The organism is Lentilactobacillus farraginis DSM 18382 = JCM 14108 (assembly GCF_000583655.1).
Classification (GTDB): Bacteria; Bacillota; Bacilli; order Lactobacillales; family Lactobacillaceae; genus Lentilactobacillus; species Lentilactobacillus farraginis.
Genome location: NZ_BAKI01000018.1, coordinates 20,389 through 40,757, shown reverse-complemented (window position 1 = coordinate 40,757; position 20,369 = coordinate 20,389). Strand labels below are relative to the sequence as shown.

Genomic DNA, 20,369 nt, shown 5'->3' with positions numbered 1-20,369 from the left:
TACTATTCTTCATCCGACTGTTTTTCAACTTTGGCCATTGTTGATACCTTGGAGTCTTCATCAATTCTGATCAAATGAACCCCTAAAGTAGCACGGCGGGTTTGTGAAACGTCTTCGACCCCAAATCGAATCATAACACCTTTATCGGTAATCAGCATAATATCCTCATTACCACTAACAGTTGTTAAGCCTGCAAGCGGCCCATTCTTTTCAGTGATATTTGCTGTTAGAACACCTTTTCCGCCACGTCCCTTAATCGGGTATTCTGCAGCCGGTGTTCGTTTTCCAAACCCTTTTTCTGAAATCACAAAAACTTCACTATCAGGGTTCAAAATATCAGCACCAACTACATAATCGTTATCCCGCAGTCGGATACCACGAACGCCCGTCGCAGAACGTCCCATTGAGCGAACCTTGGCAGCATTAAAGCTTACCGCATAACCCAAGTGTGTCCCAATAATCACATTTTGATCCGGATCAATAATCAAGGCATTGATTAATTGATCACCATCTTTTAAATGAATTGCAATCAGACCATTACTTCGAATATTGGCGAATTCAGAGACTGGTGTTCGTTTTACCGTCCCGTATAAAGTTACGAACAGTAAATCTTTTTGAACATCATTTTTCCGATCGGAAACATTAATAACTGCTTCGATTTTTTCACCAGAGTTGATATTTAATAAATTAACAATCGGAATGCCTTTGGCCGATCGTCCATACTCAGGAATTTCATAGCCTTTCATCCGGTAAACTTTACCGGCATCTGTAAAGAATAATAAAACATCATGAGTGGAAGTCGAAACCAATTGTTCTACGAAGTCATCATCATGAACGCCCATGCCCTGAACACCGCGGCCACCGCGATTTTGAGCTTTAAACTCAGTTACCGGCAAGCGTTTGATGTAGCCATTATGGGTTAGTGAAACAATGACGTCTTCTTCTTCAATTAAGTCTTCATCTTCTAAGCTGAGAACTTCGCCAACCAAAAGTTCAGTTCGCCGCTTATCACCAAATTTTTTCTGAATTTCCAATAATTCTTCGTAAATAATTTGGTTGATTCGATCACGACTACCCAAGATTGCCTTGTAATCTTCGATATCCTTCATTAATTGATTATATTCTTTATCAATCTTCTCACGTTCCAAGCCGGTTAATCGAACCAATCGCATATCCAGGATTGCCTGAGCCTGCTTATCACTTAATCCAAACCCCTCAATCAGCTGGTTTTTAGCCAGTTCACCGGTTTGTGAGCCACGAATAATCTTAATAATTTCATCGATATGGTCAAGTGCAATCCGCAACCCTTCAAGAATATGAGCCCTGGCTTGGGCCTTCTTTAATTCATACTTTGTTCGCCGAGTAATTACTTCTACTTGATGTTCCAAGTAATACTGAAGAATTTCCTTTAGGCTTAAAATTCTCGGAGTTCCCTTAACGATGGCCAGCATGTTAAAACTAAACGACGTTTGCATTAAAGTAAGCTTGTATAAATTATTTAGGATAACTTCGGCACTGGCATCCCTTCGGACATCGATTACTACCCGTAAGCCTTCCCGATCGGACTCATCATTAATATCGGTGATTCCTTCAATTCGCTTATCTCTTGCCAATTCAGCAATGCGTTCAATTAGCTTGGCTTTATTAACCATGTAGGGAAGTTCAGTCGCGATGATCCGCTGCTTGCCGGTTGCTTCGCCTTCAATCTCAACTTTGGCACGTAAAATAATGGAACCACGGCCAGTTTCATATGCTTTTCGAATACCTGATTTTCCCATTACAACGCCACCGGTTGGGAAATCGGGTCCTGGTAGCACCTCCATCAAATCAGCCGTTGTCGCGTCAGGATTATCCATTAATACGTGAATGGCACTAATGACTTCAGAAAGGTTATGTGGCGGAATATTGGTTGCCATTCCAACCGCAATTCCAGAAGCCCCATTAACTAAAAGGTTGGGGAATCGTGAGGGCAGTACGCTGGGCTCTCTTTCAGTACCGTCATAGTTGGGTTCAAAATCAATAGTATCTTTATTGATGTCACGCAGCATTTCCATCGCAATTTTACTTAACCGAGCCTCAGTGTAACGCATGGCAGCCGCTCCGTCACCATCGACAGACCCAAAGTTTCCGTGTCCGTCAACCAGCATATATCTGTAACTAAATGGTTGCGCCATTCGAACCATCGATTCGTAAACAGCTGTATCGCCGTGGGGATGATACTTTCCTAAAACATCCCCAACGATTCTGGCTGATTTCTTATATGGTTTATCAGGTGTAACGCCTAATTCATTCATATCATAGAGAATCCGACGATGAACCGGTTTTAAACCGTCACGAACATCCGGAAGTGCCCGGGCTACAATAACGCTCATCGCGTAATCCAGGAAAGATGTTCTCATTTTTTGGATAAATCAACATTGGTGATTCGTCCTGGGAAATCGCCGTCCTGGTTAGTTTTGTTAGCCAATCTTTTTTACCTCCATTCAAAATAGGAAAAGCAATGTTTCATATGAAACATTGGATTACTAAACGTCCAAGTTTTCAACAAATGTAGCATTCTTCTCAATAAATTCTCGTCGTGGCTCAACTTTATCGCCCATTAACATCGAAAATACATGATTAGCTTCAGCTGCATCCGAAGATTCAACTCTCAAAAGATGACGATTTTCTGGATTCATAGTTGTATCCCAGAGTTGTTCCGCATCCATTTCACCCAGTCCTTTGTACCGTTGAATAGTCGGTTTTGGAGATGGTTGCAATGTTCCCAGAAATTGGTTTAAATCTTCATCCGAATCAATGTATCGTTGCATTTTTCCTTGACGGACCTGATATAACGGCGGCTGGGCCACATATACGTAACCAGCATCAATTAGTGGTCGCATATAACGATAAATTAAGGTAAGCAATAATGTCTGGATATGCGCGCCATCAACATCGGCATCCGTCATAATAATTAACTTGTGATAGTTTACCTTTGATAAATCAAAATCTTCACCAAATCCGGTGCCCATTGCTGTAAATAAGGAGCGAATTTCTTCATTGGCCAGGATACGATCCATACTTGCTTTTTCAACGTTTAAAATTTTCCCCCGAATTGGCAAAATTGCCTGGGTTAAACGCGAACGGCCCTGCTTGGCTGAACCGCCGGCCGAATCCCCCTCGACAATAAACAACTCAGAAATTTTAGGATCTTTGCTGGTATTATCAGCCAATTTTCCGGGAAGGTTACTAATTTCAAGGCCACTTTTTTTTCGAGTAACTTCACGAGCCCGTTTAGCAGCAGACCTTGCTTTAGAGCTAAAAGGCCACGATCAATAATTTTACGAGCAAGCTTTGGATTTTCCATCAGAAATTTGGAAAAATGATCACTGAAGATTCGATCAGTTGCGGTCCGAGCATCCGAATTCCCTAATTTGGTTTTTGTTTGCCCTTCGAATTGAGGATCGGGGTGTTTAATGCTGACAACAGCTGTTGTTCCTTCACGGACATCTTCTCCGGAAAGGTTTGGCTCATTGTCTTTAAGTAGGTTGTTTTTTCGGGCATAGTCGTTAACAACCCTGGTTAATGCCCGTTTGAAACCTTCCTCGTGGGTACCGCCTTCATAAGTGTGAATATTGTTGGTGAAGGTCATCAAGGTACTATGATAATCTTCAGAATAATCAATCGCTACCTCAACAGTAATCCCGTTTTCTACTCCTTCAACGTAGATCGGTTCCGTTAATAACGTTTCTTTATCTTTATCAAGATATTCGACGTAGTGTCGAATACCTCCTTCGTACAGGAAATCTTTTTCAGTTGGCTTTTCCGGTCGATTATCGCGAATAACAATTCGCAGTCCCTTGTTTAAAAAAGCCAGTTCCCGTAATCGGGCTGTTAAAACTTTAATATCAAAAGTGGTTGTTTCTTTAAAAATATCCGGATCCGGCAGAAAATGAACCTTGGTTCCGTGAAGATCCTCCGAAACGTGATCAATCACTTTCATTTTGGTTGTAACGTGTCCACGTGAAAAGTCCATGTAGTATACTTTTCCGTTTCGAGTGACGGCAACATCCAGTTCTTTGGAAAGCGCGTTTACAACTGAAGCGCCGACACCATGCAGGCCTCCAGAAACTTTATAACCACCACCGCCAAATTTCCCACCAGCATGCAAAATTGTATAAACAGTTTCCAGTGCCGGCTTACCGGTTTTTTTCTGAATATCTACCGGAATACCACGGCCGTCATCTGTTACGGTAACACTGTTGTCCTTTTCGACGGTAACCGTAATTTTGGTAGCAAACCCTGCTAAAGCTTCATCAATTCCGTTATCAACAATTTCCCAAACAAGGTGATGAAGACCTTGGGAAGAAGTTGTACCAATATACATTCCCGGTCGTTTTCGAACAGCCTCTAGTCCTTCCAAGACTTGTATTTGACTGGCATCGTATTCACGGGCAAGCTCTTTTTTTGTTTCTTTTTGATCAGCCATGGGTTATCTCCTTTACGATTCTTCTAAACTGATTTTACCGTTTGTAATTCTGAATATCTTAGGATTACTGAGTAGTTCCTGCTGCACACCGCTTAAGCTGGTTGTGGTCAGGAATGTTTGAACCTTGTTTTGAATTGCTGTGAGTAAATGGGTTTGGCGATAATTATCAAGTTCCGATAAAACATCATCCAACAGTAAAACCGGATATTCATCAGTTTGTTCTTTCATTAAATCAATTTCTGCTAATTTAACCGAGAGCGCGGTTGTGCGTTGTTGTCCTTGTGAACCAAAGGATTGAACTTCTTTTTTGTTAATAGCAAATTTTAAGTCATCTCGGTGGGGGCCTATTAAAGTTGTTCCTCGTTGAATTTCTTTATTTTTAATATCCGCAAACTTTTTTAATAAGTCTTGGTAAATTGTTTCGACGGAATTTAATTGCTCGTCTGCTATCGTGGTTTGGTAAAGAAATGTTAAGTCTTCTTTTCCCTGCGAAATTTCCGTGTGAATTATTTTAGCGAAATGCTCAAGTTTATCCAAAAGCTGAATTCGTTGATAAATAATTTCCGCACCATACGCGGAAAGCTGATCTGACAAGACATCCAGATAAACGGTATCTGATTGAATTCGGTGCTGCAGATCCTTTAAATAGCGATTTCGTTGCTTTAAGACCTTTTTATACTGGGTGGAATTGTATAAATAACGATTATTCATTTGACCAAATTCCATGTCCATAAATTTACGTCGAACTTGTGGCGCGCCCTTCACGATTGAAAGGTCTTCCGGTGCAAACAAAATAACGTTCAGCTGACCAACATAACTTGATAACTTGGCCTGTTCCAAGTGGTTAATCTTGGCTCGTTTGCCTTTTGTTCCCAAATCCAATTCAATTGGCATGCTTCCCAAGCGTTTTTGAATAGTTCCTTTCAACTGAGCAGTTTGGCTTTGCCAATTAATTAGTTCTTTTTCATTCGCTGTTCGATGACTTCTGGTGAGTGCCAGTACGTAGATGGCTTCAAGCAGGTTTGTTTTTCCCTGTGCGTTTTCACCAAGAAAAACATTAATGCCATCCGAGAATTCAATGGATTGTTTAACATAATTTCGAAAATTATGAAGTGAAATGGTCTTTAACTTCATTCAGAACCCTGCTTTGAGCGAATAAAAAATAAGCCAACATTTGGAATATCCACGTTATCACCGTCATAAAGCTTGCGGCCACGGCGGTTGTCAGGCTCATCGTTGATATTTACGGTATGTTCCCTTAAATACCATTTTGCTTGACCGCCACTGCTGATAACTGATTCCTCTTTAAGTAATTGGCCTAAAGTAATATAAGGTCTATCAATGAAAACTTCTTTTTTCACAATTTCACCCACCTTTTACATATATCTATTATACGCTATTTTTGGGTAAAAGTATACGTCTAAGGCGTTTCATACGCATTCTGAGCTACTTTTTGATTTTTAGGGACTTTTATCGAAAAAGGATGAAATCATCTGAGAAACACGTATATGGACAAATATGTCCAAGATATCAAAAAATCTATTTTAAACTGGCAATTTAACGGGCTATTTTTGAAATGGTTTTTTATAGATGAATTGGTTATTTTCAGTATGAGAGCGAATTTATTGAGAATTTTTTTATTTTGATGTTTAAAAACACCGTATCGCCAAACTAAGTTCATTGGCAGTACGGTGTTTTTATGTGTATTGTGATAATTTTTGAGCTGTTTTTTTAGAATGTACGAATAGGCGTAATGAGTTGAACAAAACTTTCACTGTCTTCAGTTGGCGTTAATGTAAAGGGCCGCAGTGAAGAGGTAAAGTCAAGATTAATAGTTGCTTGGCTAAAAGAACGCAAGGCATCCTTCATGTAATCCGGATTAAAAGAAATTTCTAGTTCGTTTCCTTCAACTGTCTTGGGCTCCAAATCTTCTTCAACATTGCCGACATCAGGCGAATTGCCGTAAATTGTAACAGTTTTTGTTTCAGGTTTAACAGTAATTTTAACGACGTTGTTTCGGGATTCGTGAGACAGTAGCGAAGCTCTTTCAATTGATGCTAATAATTCTGGTGCATCAAAAGCAATTCGAGTGTCGTGAGAATTGGGAATCAACCGTGAAGTGTCAGGGTAATTTCCTTCAAGCAAGCGTGAATAGAAAAGTGTTTCGCCAATTGTAAACAGCGCTTGATTTTCAGTCACTGATAAGACAATATCTTCTTTATTATCATCGATCATTCTGGACAACTCGGTTAAGCTTTTTCCGGGAATAACAAAGTCGAAAGTTCCGTCGATTGGCTTTTCAAGCGTCACTTTTCGTTGGCTTAATCGATGGCTGTCTGTGGCAACGGCCAGAAAGTTGTTTTCAGAAAGAATAAAATGGACACCGGTTAAAATTGGTCTGCTTTCCTGGTTCGAAACAGCAATAACTGTTTGGCTGATAATTTGTTTTAGAAGGTCACCAGCCAATGGAATTGAATTGGTCGTTTCAATTTCAGGTAGGTGAGGATAATTATTGGCATCTAATCCGTTAATCGTGAATGATGATTGTCCGGAAGTAATCATGGTTTGGAAATTTTCACCGACTTCAATGGTTAAAGTTTCTTCAGGCAGCTTTTTAACAATGTCGGTAAAAAATCTTGCGGGTAACACAATGGCGCCTTCAGATTGAACTGCCAATAAGTTGTCGGGATCATCACTTTTCAAAGTTGTTTCGATAGAAATGTCAGCATCACTACCTGTAAGGATTAATCCTGATTGAGCAGCTTGTAATTTTAGTCCAGTTAAAATTGGAATTGTCGTTTTTGTGGAAATAGCACGACTAACAATGTTTAAAGCTTTTGTAAATGCGGTCCGACTAATTGTAAATTTCATACTGAGAATTGACCTCCCGGAAAGTTATTATATAAATTAAATTAAAAAGAAAAAAAGAGAAAAGCAGTAATAGTAGTTCCTGTGGATTTGTGGATAAGTGGAAAAAGGCAAGGTAAAACTAACCGATTTCCTGTGGATAACTTTGTGGATAACTCCTGGAACTTGTTTATAATTATCCACAACCCATTATACCATTCAGCTTAAAGCTGTCTTTATATCGGAAATTTCTTTTCGAATGTCTGCATCGATTTTGATGACTTCAGCGATTTTATCGCAGGCATGAATAACGGTTGTATGATCCTTGCCGCCAAATTCCTTCCCAATTTTTGGCAGAGAGTTGTTTGTCATTTCCCTGGAAAGGTACATGGCAATTTGTCTGGGGATGACAATGGATTTCATACGTTTCTTTCCCTTTAAGTCACTGATTGTAACGTGAAAATAGCTGGCAACCTTATTTTGAATATCCATGATAGATAGTTCATTATTTGCCTTTGCCAACTTTAATCCTTTAAGTGCCTCGTAAACCAAGTCAGTGGTAATCGGTTCGTTTTTTAGTTTGGAATAAGCCTGAACTCGTGAAAGGGCTCCTTCCAGCTCCCGAACATTGGAGTTAATTTGGCCTGCGATATAAGAGAGGGTTTCATTTGGGATTGCCAGATCGTCGAGCTTGGCTTTGCTTTTTAAAATAGCAATTCTGGTTTCTAAATCCGGTGGTGTAATATCAACTGGCAGCCCCCATGCAAACCGGGATACCAACCGTTCCTGAAGTTTTGGTATTTCCTGGGGGACCCGATCTGATGTTAGGACAATTTGTTTGTCGTTATTATACAGGTCGTTAAATGTGTGAAAGAATTCTTCTTGAGTTCCTTCCTTTTGGGCAAAAAATTGAATATCATCTACCATCAGCAAATCAACATTGCGGTACTCGCGCCGAAATTCTTCTGTTCGATTGGTTTGAATGGCATTGATAAAATCATTCGTGAAAGCTTCGCTGGTAACGTATTTAACGTTGGTTTCAGGATGGTCTTCCAGTCGTTTATTACCAATAGCCTGCATTAAATGTGTTTTTCCAAGACCGACGCACCATAGAAGAAAAGCGGATTATACAATTTTCCAGGTTCTTCCGAAACAATTAGTGCCGCCGCGTGGGCCATCTGATTTCCCTTGCCAATGATAAAATTATCGAAAGTATAATTAGGATTAAGATGGTTTTCTTTGCTGAATGAGAAAGTTTCATCTTGGTCATCATTATTTGAATCTGGAGAGTCGGATTTATCCGACTCTTTTTTTAGTGCTTCCTTTTCGATGTCCGAATCCAAGATGAATTTTGGTTCAATGTTTCCTTTGGTAATAACAAATGCGTATTCAATTAGATTTGGCGCTAATTGTTCTTTCCAGTAATCTCGGTGCAGTTCGGAAGGAAGGGATAAAGTCAAGGTTGATCCATCAAAATCAACTGGTGTGACAGGTTTAATCCACGTATCGTATGTTAAATCAGTGGTGTTTTTTCGAAATTCAGCGCTTAATTTTTGCCACAATGAATCTTTGGTTAACACTTTGAAGTCCCCCCTAATTAAATAGTCGTTTTAAGAAATGCAAATTAATTCTAGCATTCTGATAAAAAGTTTTCCACAGGCAAAAGCATCCTGTGTATAATTGTTTCACAGTTGTGAACGGCAGGGACAACTCTCCTGTGGATAAGTGGATAATGTAGGTGAAAAGAAGGCTAATCAACAAACACCTGTGGATAACTAAAGCTGATATTATCGCCTTTTTAAGGTCTACTGATAATCTTATCCCCAACCTGTGGATAAGATTAGGAACAAGCTGTGATCCTGTGGATAAGTCTGTGATTTATCTTTCCGTTCATTATATTAAACGGTGGACTTATCCACAGTTTTTGTGTATGAAACAAATTTTTATTTTTTCTTCTTTTTGACAAAAACGAAAAAGCTTATTTCATTTATGGAGAAACTATGTTAATATGTTAGGGAAATGCATTTGAACATCCGATATTAAATGCTTAAACGCTAATTTAAAAAAGGGAGGGTTTCTTTATGAAAAGAACATATCAACCAAAGAAGCGTCATCGCGCTCGCGTTCATGGCTTCCGTAAACGAATGAGCACCAGCAATGGTCGTAAAGTGTTAGCACGCCGACGTCAAAAAGGTAGAAAAGTATTGTCTGCATAGACCACTGACCATTCAGTGGTCTTTTTCATTATTTTTTATTGTGTGGAGATGGATCATGCGAAAATCGTATCGTGTAAAAAAAGAGGCGGAGTTTCAGAAGGTTTTTGAGACTCATAACTCGGTTGCCAATCGTCAATTCGTTGTTTATACATTGGATAAGCCGAATCAATTACATTTTCGCGTCGGAATTTCTGTTGGCAAAAAGATTGGAAATGCGGTACATAGAAATTGGGTCAAAAGGCGAGTTAGACAGGCAATTTATGAGTTAAAACCTGATTTACGTCAAGATGTCGACTTCATTGTAATAGCACGTCCATCAACTGATCAGATGTCGATGCAGGATGTTAAATCCAGCTTGATTCATGTTTTTAAGTTGGCCAAGTTACTAGATTCCAACTATGATGGTGGGGAAAAACATTGAAAAAAAGAATTAAGAAACTATCGGTATTATTATCGTTACTGAGTTTAACAGTTGTTTTATCTGCTTGTAGTAACAGTCCGATTACTGAGCACAGTACCGGTATTTGGGATGGTTGGGTTGTTTTAAATTTCTCAAGGGCAATTATCTGGTTATCCAAATTCTTTAGTGATAACTATGGGATGGGAATTATTATTTTTACAATTCTTGTCCGGATTGTTATTTTGCCGCTGATGATTTATCAAACCAGAAGTATGCGTAAGACACAAGAAGTTCAGCCACAGCTTAAAGCACTGCAGAAAAAATACTCATCAAGAGATGCGGAAACAATGCAGAAGCTGCAGGCTGAACAGAAAAAGCTGTATGCTGAAGCTGGGATTAATCCGATTGCGGGCTGTTTACCGCTCATTGTTCAGATGCCGATTCTATTTGCGCTTTACCAGGCAATCTGGCGAACGGATGTTTTAAGAAGCGGGACGTTCCTTTGGCTACAATTGGGACATTCGGACCCGATTTTTGTACTGCCGATCCTAGCAGCGCTGTTTACATTTATTTCTTCATGGTTGGCGATGAAGGGGCAACCGGAGTCAAACTCCATGACAACCATGATGACAATTGGAATGCCGTTCTTTATTCTGATCATGGCGGTTAGTTTACCATCAGCGCTGTCGCTTTACTGGGTGGTTACCAACGCTTTTCAGGTTGGACAGACACTGGTTATTCAGAACCCTTGGAAGATTCGTCGTGAGCGCGAGCAGAAGCAAAGAGAAGAACGTGAACGTAAACGTGCTATCCAAAAAGCAGTTAGAAAAGCAAAGCAAAGTAAACGTAAAAAATAGTAAAAAATCCCCTTGGGATGCCGAATGCATTTTTCGGCATCCCAAGGGGATTTTTTTGGAACTGATTATTTTTGACGGCTTTCAGCATATTTGGTTTTAATGTAATTTGCGGACGTTTGAAGCTTTTCTAATTCCTCATCCGTTAAATTCAATTGGAGCTGTTCTAAGATGCCGTCTCGGCCAACAATTGCCGGATACGATAAGTATGTGTCATATTCTTTTCGGTAATTTGAAACAGGCAGTTCAGTGCGCGCGTCACTGATGATTGTATAAGCTAATCGGACGGCAGCAGTTGAAACACCGTAATTAGTGTATTTCTTTCCATGAAAGACTCTAAAACCACCTGTTCGAGCTTCTTTGTCCAATTCATTAAGATCCAGATTCTTTTCTTTGGCAACTTCGGTAATTGGTTTTCCAAGAACCCGAACGGTTGACCAGGCAGTAAACTGCGAATTACCGTGTTCACCCAAGTTGTAACCAACAACGGAACGAGAATCGATTCCTAATTTATCAGCAACGGAAGCCCGCATACGAGCTGAATCCAATAACGTTCCGGTACCAATGACGTGATTTTTTGGCAGGCCGGTAACCTCCTGATAGATGGATGTGATGACATCGACGGGATTAGTAATAACAACAATTTTACCGTGAAAGCCGGATTCCTTAATTTGCTGGGCAACTAAGGGAACCTGTTTGCTGGTGAAAGGTAGTTCGGCAAACCGATCGTCATTAGCGTTGTCCTGTAATTTAATGTTGCCGATTGCTGAGATGATAACATCGGCGTCTTTTAAATCCGCGTAATTATTTGTCGTAATATTAATATGCCACGGTAAATTAACCAATGCGTCGCGGAAATCCAGTGCGTCCGCTCTAACTTTTTCTTCGCGTAAATCAATCAGTACCAAATCATCAGCAATCCCTGTTGAAACAACGTAGTGAGCTGCTGCAGCACCCACGTTTCCCATTCCAATAATGCCGATTTTTCTAGACATAAAAAGACCTCCTCGTATTATTTAACCATTATCAACCTGCTTAGATAAAGCGCAGAATATGCGAAAAAGCATTTCAGGTAATGTAAGACTGTAATTTATAACAAATTTTCACATGATTCTAATGATAATCTATAAGGCTGTTAATAAAATTAACTAATTATTGTTTATTTTAGTATACGCATTTGACTTAAAATAAACAATACGCAGTTGCGCAGCAGTTTTCGAAAAACGAAAACTAAAAGCGTTGTTGAAAATCTCCAGTCTTATAGCACAAGGTTGGTAACTGCCAAAGAAGAGGAGATCTAATCAACATGATTAGGATCACCCTTTAAGCTAACAGGATAGGCCATCACGTCTGCATCTAAAATATCGTATTTTTTCATTAGCGCGTGTTCAACTTGTTCGCCGATGGCATACGCTTTTGTTAGAGGGGTGTTGTTATCTAAATAGACACCGACCTTCATAACGATTTGGTCCCCCAGCCAGCGGGGCTCAATTCCTTGGACCCCCAAGACATCTGGGATTTCATTTATTGTTTTTGAATAATCAGCAATTACTTCCGGACTGAATCCTTCAGTTAACCGCATAATAGTTGTTCTAAAAATTAACATGGAAGCGTGAAGAATTAAGAAACCGACTAGAATAGTGGCAACGCCATCCAGCCACTGAACGCCTAAATAGGCACCTCCAATTGACAAAAAGGTTCCAAAACTTGTCCAAGCATCACTTTTTAAGTCTTGACCAGATGCGATCAGTGCTTGATTATTCAATTGATTTCCTCTAATGGTATTAAACCTTGCCAGGATCAAAATAGTGGTGGCAGAAATTAAGCTGATTCCCATTGACCAGGAGTTAGGTTGAACAGAACCCCCTTCAAAATAACGGCGAACAGCAAAAGCGCCGTCAACTAAAATTTGGATACTAATCGCAAACATAATAGTTGCCGACAAAAAGGCCGCAATATTTTCGTACTGCCAGTGGCCCATGACGTGATTAGAGTCAGGCGGCCGTCTTGAAATTTTCAAACCCGTAATTAAAATTGCGGCACCACAAACACCAGTTAAATTGTTTAACCCATCGGCAATCAAAACTGTAATATGATTCCAATAGCCGATAATCAATTCAGCCGTCATAATCATAGCGTAGGCGGTTAAATTTGCGTACGTAATTTTTTGAGCTTCTTGTAATTTATTCAATCGATGCTGGCGGTCGACGAAGATGTTTCTACCTGCATCGTATTGATTAATATTTGCCATTGCATCACTTCCCATAAAACGAAAACCTTAAGGTAACGTTTGAATTATCAAAAATGAAATCGGATTAAAAATAGTGCCTTCAAGGTTAATTATATCGGCTTTATCAAAATAATGTTAAATGCTGATTTCAAATATCACAAAATAATTAAGGTTTGCGTTTAGTTTGCGTTTTTTTTGCGAAACCATTTATAAATGCCATGATTTATGCTATTATAAATCAGTTAAATCCATTAAAGGGAGTTTATTATGACAATTTACTCTGGCAAAACTATCCAAGATGCAGTAGCTAAAGGCCTGACAGAACTATCACTCGAAGAGGACCAGGTTGAAGTAAAAGTACTTCAACAACCAAGAAATGGTTTCTTTGGTATTGGTCGAAAACCAGCTCAGGTTGAACTAACAAAAAAAGAAAACACAAACCAATCGCAAAAACAAATCAATAAACAATCTCAAACAAAGAAAATAGCAGGTCAACTGGCTACAGTACCTTCAAACGAAAGCGACAGTGCTTTTGATTTAGAAACGATTGCCCAGAACTTGGCTGATTATCTAAATGACGTTCTTGAGGCGATGGGTTTTTCGTTTACACTCAAACTTGATATTAAAAATAAGCATGCGATTTATATTGATATTGATACTGAGCAGGAAAGTCGATTAATCGGACGCCACGGCCGAACGATCAATGCGCTTCAAAACCTTGCCCAGATTTTCATTAACCGTTCTGGAGCAAATAACGTAAATGTTGAACTGGATACTGCCGATTATCGTCATCGGAGAAGTGAAGCATTGGTTCAATTGGCGGACAAGACTGCCCGGAATGCAATCGCAAACGGAAAACCGGTTTATTTAAATCCGATGCCTTCATTCGAGCGTAAGCAAATTCATAATGCGTTAGCAGACAATGAACATGTTATTACTTACTCAACAGGAAAAGAGCCCCATCGTGTTATCGTGGTGGCCCCTAAATAATCGAACAGCTGCGTTTAAAATTACATTGACAAATGACACACTTTAAAATATGATGAAAGTAATCATTCTTATCTTAACTAGGTAAAGTAGTCAAAGTGCTTTGTCCATGCTTTTTACGCATGGAGTGGGCACTTTTTTTGTGCGTTGAATGATATTTTATGGTTTAATAGTGTGACGTGATCGTCGTTTTTTACGTAGGAGGAAGCTGAAGCATGGTTTTAACAACAACAGAATTTGATACAATTGCGGCTATTTCAACACCGCCTGGTGAGGGTGGTATTTCAATTGTTCGAATCAGTGGCGAAGAGGCACTTGATGTCGCCAAAAAGATTTATCGTGGTAAAAGCCTTGATAAAGTGGCCAGCAATACTATTAACTATGGTCATATTATTGATCCTTCTACAGGACAGGAAATTGATGAGGTCATGTTATCGGTTATGCGGGCACCGCACACCTATACCAAAGAGGATATCATCGAAATCAACTGTCATGGTGGGATTGTGGCCACCAATCGAATCTTGCAATTAGTCATCAGTAATGGTGCCAGAATGGCGGAGCCTGGTGAATTTACAAAGCGGGCATTTTTAAATGGGCGAATTGATCTATCACAGTCTGAAGCGGTAATGGATCTAATCGAGGCTAAAACAGATCGTTCAATGAAGGCAGCCATTAATCAATTGGACGGTAATCTTTCGCATTTAATTAAGCACCTACGAAAGGATATTTTGGATGTATTGGCCCAAGTTGAAGTTAATATTGATTATCCAGAATATGATGATGTTGAAACGATGACCAGCAAGCTGCTTCGAGAAAAGGCAACTGATGTTCATAAACGGATTGTGCAACTATTACAAACCGCCAAGCAGGGTAAGATTCTTCGAGACGGGCTGGCAACGTCCATTATTGGTCGCCCAAACGTTGGCAAGTCAAGTCTTCTAAATCATTTGCTGCATGAAGATAAGGCCATTGTGACCGATGTTCCTGGGACAACGAGAGATGTATTGGAAGAATACGCCAATGTCCAAGGGGTGCCTTTGAAATTGGTCGATACCGCCGGAATTCGGGATACAACCGATAAAGTTGAAAAAATCGGGGTAGATCGATCCAGAAAGGCGATTGCCAGTGCTGATTTGATACTATTGGTTTTAAACGCCAGTGAAGAACTAACAGACGAAGATCGCCAGCTGATTAAAGCAACCAATGGTAAACAACGAATCGTTGTTCTGAATAAAACTGATTTGCCAATAAAATTGAAATTGAATGAAATTAAGCAGTTAACACATGCGGATCACATTATTTCAACTTCGGCTATTAAGTCAGACGGTTTGAAAGAATTGGAGAAGCTAATTTCAAAGATGTTCTTTGACGAAGGTATTTCCAGCAGTCAAAACGATGTTATGGTGACAAACGCTCGGCATATCGGCTTGCTTAACCAGGCAAAACAGGCGCTTGAAGATGTCATTAAAGGTTTGGACACAGGAATGCCGGTTGATTTGGTCCAAATTGATATGACCCGCTGTTGGGATCTTCTTGGTGAAATTACTGGTGATAGTTATCAAGATGAATTGATTGATCAATTATTCAGTCAATTTTGTCTGGGAAAATAGTCTGTTTCATGTGAAACACTGGAGGAAATGGCATTTGAAAAGTTTAAGAGTTAGCGATGTGAAGCAGAAATATCGTGGTAAAAATTATGATGTGATTGTTGTTGGGGCTGGTCATGCCGGCTGTGAGGCAGCTTTGGCGGCTGCCAGAATGGGCAATAAAACGCTTATCTTAACAATTAATTTGGACATGGTTGCCTTTATGCCATGTAACCCATCGGTCGGTGGACCGGCAAAGGGAACCGTCGTCCGGGAAGTTGATGCGCTTGGTGGCGAAATGGGGCGAAACATCGATAAAACGTATATCCAAATGCGAATGTTAAATACCGGTAAGGGTCCGGCAGTTCAGGCACTAAGAGCGCAGGCTGATAAACATGCTTATCACGCTGAAATGAAGCATACTTTGGAAAACGAGCCTAATTTAACGCTTCGGCAGGCAATCGTTGATTCTCTAATTGTTGAAGACGGCTTATGTAAAGGTGTTGTCACTAATACAGGTGCCAAGTATTTTGCTAAGGCGGTGGTAATAGCCGCCGGAACTGCTGCCAGAGGTAAAATAATCATTGGTGAACTAATGTATGCCTCTGGGCCCAATAATTCCCAACCGGCTGAAAAATTATCAGGTAATCTTGAAGAGTTGGGATTTGATCTGGAAAGATTTAAAACCGGTACGCCTCCTCGAGTTGACGGTACGACAATTGATTATTCAAAAGCAGAAGAGCAGCCGGGGGATGCGACCCCCCATCATTTTAGTTTTGAATCTTCAGATAAAAATTATCTGTCTGTCAAGGATCAGCTTTCCTGTTGGTTAACATATACCAACGAAACAACCCATAAAATTATTCGTGAAAATTTGGATCGGGCGCCAATGTTTACTGGTGTTATCGAAGGGGTGGGTCCCCGTTACTGTCCATCAATTGAAGATAAAATTGTTCGGTTTGCTGATAAAAGCCGGCATCAGTTGTTCTTGGAACCCGAAGGACGAAAGACTGAAGAATGGTATGTTGACGGACTGTCTACGTCAATGCCGGAAGAAGTTCAGCAAAAAATGCTTCACACTGTTGCAGGGTTGGAAAATGCTGAGATGATGCGACCGGGATACGCGATTGAATATGATGTCGTAGCTCCTTACCAGTTAAAACCGACATTGGAAACTAAAATAGTTAGAAATTTATTTACCGCTGGTCAAACTAACGGGACTTCCGGTTATGAAGAAGCCGCCGGTCAAGGGATTATTGCCGGCATTAACGCCGGTCGTCGGGCACTTGGCAAAGGACCATTTGTCTTGAAACGAAACGAAGCCTATATTGGCGTTATGATTGACGATTTGGTTACCAAGGGAACTAAAGAGCCTTATCGCCTATTAACCAGTCGGGCCGAATATCGCTTATTACTACGGACCGATAATGCGGATATGCGCCTAACAGAAAAAGGGCATGAACTTGGTTTAATTTCCGATGATCGGTATGCCAAGTTTTTGGATAAGAAGCGGGCAATTGATTCAGAGATTCAGCGATTGAATCAAATTAGAATCAAACCTTCTGATGCTGTTAATCAATTTGTTGAGGCACATGGTGACAAACCGCTTAAAGATGGGGTTTTGGCTTCGGTTTTCCTTAGAAGACCGTACGTTAACTATCAAACGCTGCTACAGTTTATTGCGGCGCCGGATGCCCCTTTGGATCGACATGTAGTCGAACAGGTTGAAATTCAAACGAAATATGCGGGTTACATTGCGAAAGCCGAAGCCAGTGTTGAAAAAATGAAACGAATGGAAGCTAAAAGGATTCCTGATCGGATTGATTATCAAGCGATTGATGGTATCGCAACTGAAGCGCGGCAGAAGCTTCAAAAAATTCATCCGGAAACACTCGCGCAGGCGTCTAGAATAAGTGGTGTTAATCCAGCTGATATTGCTATTTTAAGTGTCTACATTCAGCAGGGAAAAATTGCCAAGTTAAAAAAGAGTGTTTAGGTAAACATGTTTTTTAGCCTGTAAAAAAGATAGGTCTTGATCGGAGAAATTTATACCGATCCAAACGACCTATCTTTCAGATTGGGAACGATGGTGATTGACTGTCATGAAAAGTAGGAAACTGATGCCAATGCAAATTGTGATTGAAAGGGCCATTGGTAAATAAGTTTGACTACCCATGACGCCAACGATCGGGGACATGATCCCGCCAATTGCATTTTGAGCTAAGCCCAGAAGTGCGGAAATTCCGCCGCTGTTTTTAAGAGAAAGATTCATAATGACGGCAGTTGTCAGTGTAAACAGCATGCCAAATTGAAAGACCGTCAAAAAAATTAGAAAAATGACGATTGGCAGGTTATTAACGAAGAACCAACTCATGATTAAGCCTATGGCGGTTATCAGTGTTGATCCTAAAACGAACCGAATCTGACTGATTTCTGAAATGCGATTTGCAAGTAACCCGGGAACAGCTGACCCAATGGCGATGCCAATGCCGTTCATTGCATAAAGAAAGCCAAAGTTTGCAACATTCATATGAAAATAGTTTTGAAAAACAAATGAAGATGCGGAAATGTAGCTAAAAAGACCGCCGTAAATAAAACCACTAACCAAAACCAGCTTAACGAATTTTGAGTCCTTTAGAAGCTTAAGCATTTCAATAATTGAATTAACAGGCTGCCGGTGATCCTGTTAGCTAATGGTAATGTTTCACCAACTCCCATCCAAATAGCAATCGTAACTAAGAAACCAATAATTGCCAGTAGGATAAATACACCCTGCCATTCAACGTACTTAATGATATAGCCACCGATGATTGGAGAAATGACGGGAAAAATGCCGTTAACAGCTGAAAGCATGGCGTAGAATTTGGTTAAAAGCGGCCCGGAAAACAGGTCGGAAGCAATTGCCCTTGAAAGGACCTGGCCACTGGCACCAGCCAATCCCTGGATGAACCGCAGTGCAATCAAGAAGTACACTGAATGACTGGCAGCGATCAGTAACGAAACCATGCCAAAGATTAAAAAGCCAAGCATTAGTGGTTTCTTACGCCCGTATTTATCGCTAAGCGGTCCGGAAATCAGCTGGCCGACTGCCAACCCCAGCAAACAGGCACTTAAGCTTAATTGCACCAGTGAGGCTTGAGTTTGTAGATTTTTGGTCATTTCAGGCAGGGCAGGTAAATACAGATCGATGGAAAGCGGGCCGGTAGCGCTAATTGTACCTAAGATGAAAACCAGCCAGATACGTTTTATCAAATTGGGTTTTGAAGCCATTTAATCACCTATTTCTAAAGCGTCAGTTACGTCAAATAATGATAGTGGTTTCGGGAATAAATCGCAACTAATTATGGATATGTTAATTATGTTTTTAAAATGTTGTGTTAGAAGTAAAATATGCTAAAATATAACTCGATTGTGTCTATTAAAACTCTACTAAGATAACGAGTTGATAAAAATCAGGGCTTTTGCGTGTTAAGGGTCCATGAAGGAGTAAAAAGATGAAATTTTTAAAGGGATTGCTGGGGATTATCATTCCAATCGCAATCGGGCTGGCACTTGCGCTTGTGATTAAAGCGACAGTTGTTACGGTTGCCAGAGTTGATGGCCCATCAATGGAACCCAACTTGGTTAATAATGAACGGCTGCTAGTTTGGCGACACGCTAAAATCAAGCATTTAAGTGTGATTGTTTTTGACGCCCATGGAGAAGATCCCAGTGCAACAAAAGCAAATACAGATTATGTTAAGCGGGTGATTGGTCTTCCGGGAGATACAGTTTCCAGTAGTAATGGGAACCTTTACGTAAACGGTAAAAAAGTTAACCAAAGCTTCATCAGCAGTTACCAACGGACAACCGGAACTGGCAATTGGGACTTGCAGACACTTTCAAAGAGTTGGGCCAAGCATTCTAATTCCGTAAAAGTACCAAAGGGGAATTACTTTGTTTTGGGTGATCATCGAAGTGTTTCAAATGACGGCCGTTATTGGGGCTTTGTTCCTAAAAACAAAATTACCGGTGTTGCTAAAACGTTCTTTTGGGGAACGGATAAGACCAAACGTAATAATGTTAATAATTTAGGATATTAAATCAGGATTTTAAAAAAGATCGAATTGGTGGCTGTTTATTAAACCAAATTCGGTCTTTTTTAATTATTGATTGTATGAAATTACAGTTGGTGTCTCCGTGACGTCTAAGATCATAATGCTACCATTTTTTGGCTGTTCCCGAATTATTTGATTTTCAGAAAATAGGGTTGCCAAGTTTCTTAAATATGTTCCATGTGAAACTACCAAAGCAGTTTGATTATTGTTTAGTTGAGTTTGAATAGTTGTGACCGCCTTTTGAATTCGTTGCTTGAGTTGATCGGCGGTTTCGGCATAGTGAAAGGGATCAGCTTCGTGCATAAAGTCCCGGACTTTTAACAAGCCGTATTTCTTAATTAAATCTGCCTGTTTAAAATAACCGAATGGGCCACCAATCATATTCCATGTTGTGACACTGTCAATAGCTTCAAAAGAGCCGAAGTAAATTTCGCGAACATCTTTATTTATTTCACGCTTGGTCTGATCAGCATATTGGTTATTTTCCAAGATGATGTCAAGCGTGTGAATAGCTCGCATCATGTCTGAACTGATTGCAAGATCAAACTTGATATTTTTTAGCTTTTCACCAGCGGCAGCAGCCTGCTGTTCGCCCTTTTTGGTTAGCGGCGAATCAACCATCCCTGCATTCTACGAAATTGGTTTAAAAGGGTTTGACCATGACGCACAAAATATATTTTTTTC

The 20,369-nt window shown here is 40.1% G+C and carries 15 protein-coding genes and 3 pseudogenes; 7 read left to right on the top strand and 11 right to left on the bottom strand.

Translation table 11 applies throughout. The annotated features are described in order from the left end of the window. Window positions 1–2: 2 nt before the first annotated feature. From gyrA to dnaA, 6 genes and pseudogenes are all read right to left on the bottom strand, one after another. A pseudogene (gene gyrA, locus JCM14108_RS07640) lies at window positions 3–2,467 on the bottom strand (DNA gyrase subunit A). 58 nt (window positions 2,468–2,525) lie between these two features. Beyond that, a pseudogene (gyrB, locus tag JCM14108_RS07635) lies at window positions 2,526–4,468 on the bottom strand (DNA topoisomerase (ATP-hydrolyzing) subunit B). Window positions 4,469–4,480: 12 nt separating this feature from the next. Further along, entirely contained in the window at window positions 4,481–5,602 is a 1,122-nt protein-coding gene (gene recF / locus JCM14108_RS07630) for a DNA replication/repair protein RecF (protein WP_035179875.1), read from the bottom strand. Further along, window positions 5,599–5,829 carry a S4 domain-containing protein YaaA gene (yaaA, locus tag JCM14108_RS07625; RefSeq protein ID WP_035179873.1) on the bottom strand — a complete coding sequence of 77 codons (231 nt, stop codon included), beginning with the start codon at window positions 5,827–5,829 and terminating at the stop codon, window positions 5,599–5,601. The genes recF and yaaA overlap by 4 nt, the downstream gene beginning before the upstream one ends. Window positions 5,830–6,199: 370 nt before the next feature. Further along, on the bottom strand, window positions 6,200–7,339 hold the full coding sequence (dnaN, locus tag JCM14108_RS07620; RefSeq protein ID WP_035179870.1) for a DNA polymerase III subunit beta: 1,140 nt from the start codon (window positions 7,337–7,339) through the stop codon (window positions 6,200–6,202). Between the two features lie 195 nt (window positions 7,340–7,534). Beyond that, window positions 7,535–8,895: pseudogene (gene dnaA / locus JCM14108_RS07615) on the bottom strand (chromosomal replication initiator protein DnaA). Between the two features lie 501 nt (window positions 8,896–9,396). Between dnaA and rpmH the strand changes: the two are divergent. The 3 genes from rpmH to yidC are packed head-to-tail and all read left to right on the top strand — an operon-like array spanning window position 9,397 to window position 10,788. Continuing rightward, a complete protein-coding gene (gene rpmH / locus JCM14108_RS14325) occupies window positions 9,397–9,531 on the top strand; it encodes a 50S ribosomal protein L34 (RefSeq protein WP_003550985.1) in 135 nt (44 codons plus the stop codon). A gap of 55 nt (window positions 9,532–9,586) precedes the next feature. Next, window positions 9,587–9,952: a ribonuclease P protein component gene (gene rnpA / locus JCM14108_RS07610; RefSeq protein ID WP_035179868.1), complete on the top strand. Its 366-nt coding sequence runs from the start codon at window positions 9,587–9,589 to the stop codon at window positions 9,950–9,952. Further along, window positions 9,949–10,788 carry a membrane protein insertase YidC gene (gene yidC / locus JCM14108_RS07605; protein WP_035179867.1) on the top strand — a complete coding sequence of 280 codons (840 nt, stop codon included), beginning with the start codon at window positions 9,949–9,951 and terminating at the stop codon, window positions 10,786–10,788. The genes rnpA and yidC overlap by 4 nt, the downstream gene beginning before the upstream one ends. Window positions 10,789–10,853: 65 nt before the next feature. On the opposite strand, the gene JCM14108_RS07600 is transcribed toward yidC, so the two are convergent. After that, window positions 10,854–11,780 carry an L-lactate dehydrogenase gene (locus JCM14108_RS07600; protein ID WP_035179865.1) on the bottom strand — a complete coding sequence of 309 codons (927 nt, stop codon included), beginning with the start codon at window positions 11,778–11,780 and terminating at the stop codon, window positions 10,854–10,856. A 302-nt stretch (window positions 11,781–12,082) separates the two neighbouring features. Continuing rightward, window positions 12,083–13,036 carry a cation diffusion facilitator family transporter gene (locus JCM14108_RS07595; protein WP_035179863.1) on the bottom strand — a complete coding sequence of 318 codons (954 nt, stop codon included), beginning with the start codon at window positions 13,034–13,036 and terminating at the stop codon, window positions 12,083–12,085. A 246-nt stretch (window positions 13,037–13,282) separates the two neighbouring features. On the opposite strand from JCM14108_RS07595, the gene jag reads away from it, so the two are divergent. The 3 genes from jag to mnmG all read left to right on the top strand — a co-directional run bounded on the left by jag (window position 13,283) and on the right by mnmG (window position 17,584). Then, a complete protein-coding gene (gene jag, locus JCM14108_RS07590) occupies window positions 13,283–14,005 on the top strand; it encodes an RNA-binding cell elongation regulator Jag/EloR (protein WP_035179860.1) in 723 nt (240 codons plus the stop codon). Between the two features lie 212 nt (window positions 14,006–14,217). Beyond that, window positions 14,218–15,612, top strand: coding sequence for a tRNA uridine-5-carboxymethylaminomethyl(34) synthesis GTPase MnmE (gene mnmE, locus JCM14108_RS07585; RefSeq protein ID WP_035179858.1), 1,395 nt, complete (start codon window positions 14,218–14,220; stop codon window positions 15,610–15,612). Window positions 15,613–15,646: 34 nt separating this feature from the next. Next, complete coding sequence (gene mnmG, locus JCM14108_RS07580) at window positions 15,647–17,584, top strand: tRNA uridine-5-carboxymethylaminomethyl(34) synthesis enzyme MnmG (RefSeq protein ID WP_035179855.1); 1,938 nt, start codon at window positions 15,647–15,649, stop codon at window positions 17,582–17,584. Window positions 17,585–17,653: 69 nt separating this feature from the next. Here the strand turns inward: mnmG and JCM14108_RS16270 are convergent, their stop codons facing one another. Together JCM14108_RS16270 and JCM14108_RS16265 are read right to left on the bottom strand one after the other, a co-directional pair. After that, window positions 17,654–18,238, bottom strand: a complete 585-nt coding sequence (locus JCM14108_RS16270; protein WP_500778294.1) for an MFS transporter — start codon at window positions 18,236–18,238, stop codon at window positions 17,654–17,656. Beyond that, on the bottom strand, window positions 18,223–18,858 hold the full coding sequence (locus tag JCM14108_RS16265; protein WP_500778293.1) for a Bcr/CflA family efflux MFS transporter: 636 nt from the start codon (window positions 18,856–18,858) through the stop codon (window positions 18,223–18,225). Before JCM14108_RS16265 ends, JCM14108_RS16270 begins: the two co-directional genes overlap by 16 nt. A gap of 224 nt (window positions 18,859–19,082) precedes the next feature. Here JCM14108_RS16265 and lepB point away from each other — a divergent pair, with 224 nt between their 5' ends. Then, window positions 19,083–19,670, top strand: a complete 588-nt coding sequence (gene lepB, locus JCM14108_RS07570) for a signal peptidase I (protein WP_035179853.1) — start codon at window positions 19,083–19,085, stop codon at window positions 19,668–19,670. A 63-nt stretch (window positions 19,671–19,733) separates the two neighbouring features. Here the strand turns inward: lepB and JCM14108_RS07565 are convergent, their stop codons facing one another. Next, window positions 19,734–20,306 (bottom strand): histidine phosphatase family protein, encoded by a 573-nt coding sequence (locus tag JCM14108_RS07565; RefSeq protein WP_035179851.1) that lies wholly within the window; start codon window positions 20,304–20,306, stop codon window positions 19,734–19,736. Between the last annotated feature and the right edge of the window lie 63 nt (window positions 20,307–20,369).

What these genes read in the sequence shown, in the direction of transcription:
- recF (WP_035179875.1), bottom strand. Translation starts at nt 5,602, where the DNA reads ATGAAGTTAAAGACCATTTCACTTCATAATTTTCGAAATTATGTTAAA.
- dnaN (WP_035179870.1), bottom strand. Translation starts at nt 7,339, where the DNA reads ATGAAATTTACAATTAGTCGGACCGCATTTACAAAAGCTTTAAACATT.
- rpmH (WP_003550985.1), top strand. Translation starts at nt 9,397, where the DNA reads ATGAAAAGAACATATCAACCAAAGAAGCGTCATCGCGCTCGCGTTCAT.
- rnpA (WP_035179868.1), top strand. Translation starts at nt 9,587, where the DNA reads ATGCGAAAATCGTATCGTGTAAAAAAAGAGGCGGAGTTTCAGAAGGTT.
- JCM14108_RS07600 (WP_035179865.1), bottom strand. Translation starts at nt 11,780, where the DNA reads ATGTCTAGAAAAATCGGCATTATTGGAATGGGAAACGTGGGTGCTGCA.
- JCM14108_RS07595 (WP_035179863.1), bottom strand. Translation starts at nt 13,036, where the DNA reads ATGGCAAATATTAATCAATACGATGCAGGTAGAAACATCTTCGTCGAC.
- jag (WP_035179860.1), top strand. Translation starts at nt 13,283, where the DNA reads ATGACAATTTACTCTGGCAAAACTATCCAAGATGCAGTAGCTAAAGGC.
- mnmE (WP_035179858.1), top strand. Translation starts at nt 14,218, where the DNA reads ATGGTTTTAACAACAACAGAATTTGATACAATTGCGGCTATTTCAACA.
- JCM14108_RS16270 (WP_500778294.1), bottom strand. Translation starts at nt 18,238, where the DNA reads ATGCTTAAGCTTCTAAAGGACTCAAAATTCGTTAAGCTGGTTTTGGTT.
- JCM14108_RS16265 (WP_500778293.1), bottom strand. Translation starts at nt 18,858, where the DNA reads ATGGCTTCAAAACCCAATTTGATAAAACGTATCTGGCTGGTTTTCATC.
- lepB (WP_035179853.1), top strand. Translation starts at nt 19,083, where the DNA reads ATGAAATTTTTAAAGGGATTGCTGGGGATTATCATTCCAATCGCAATC.
- JCM14108_RS07565 (WP_035179851.1), bottom strand. Translation starts at nt 20,306, where the DNA reads ATGGTTGATTCGCCGCTAACCAAAAAGGGCGAACAGCAGGCTGCTGCC.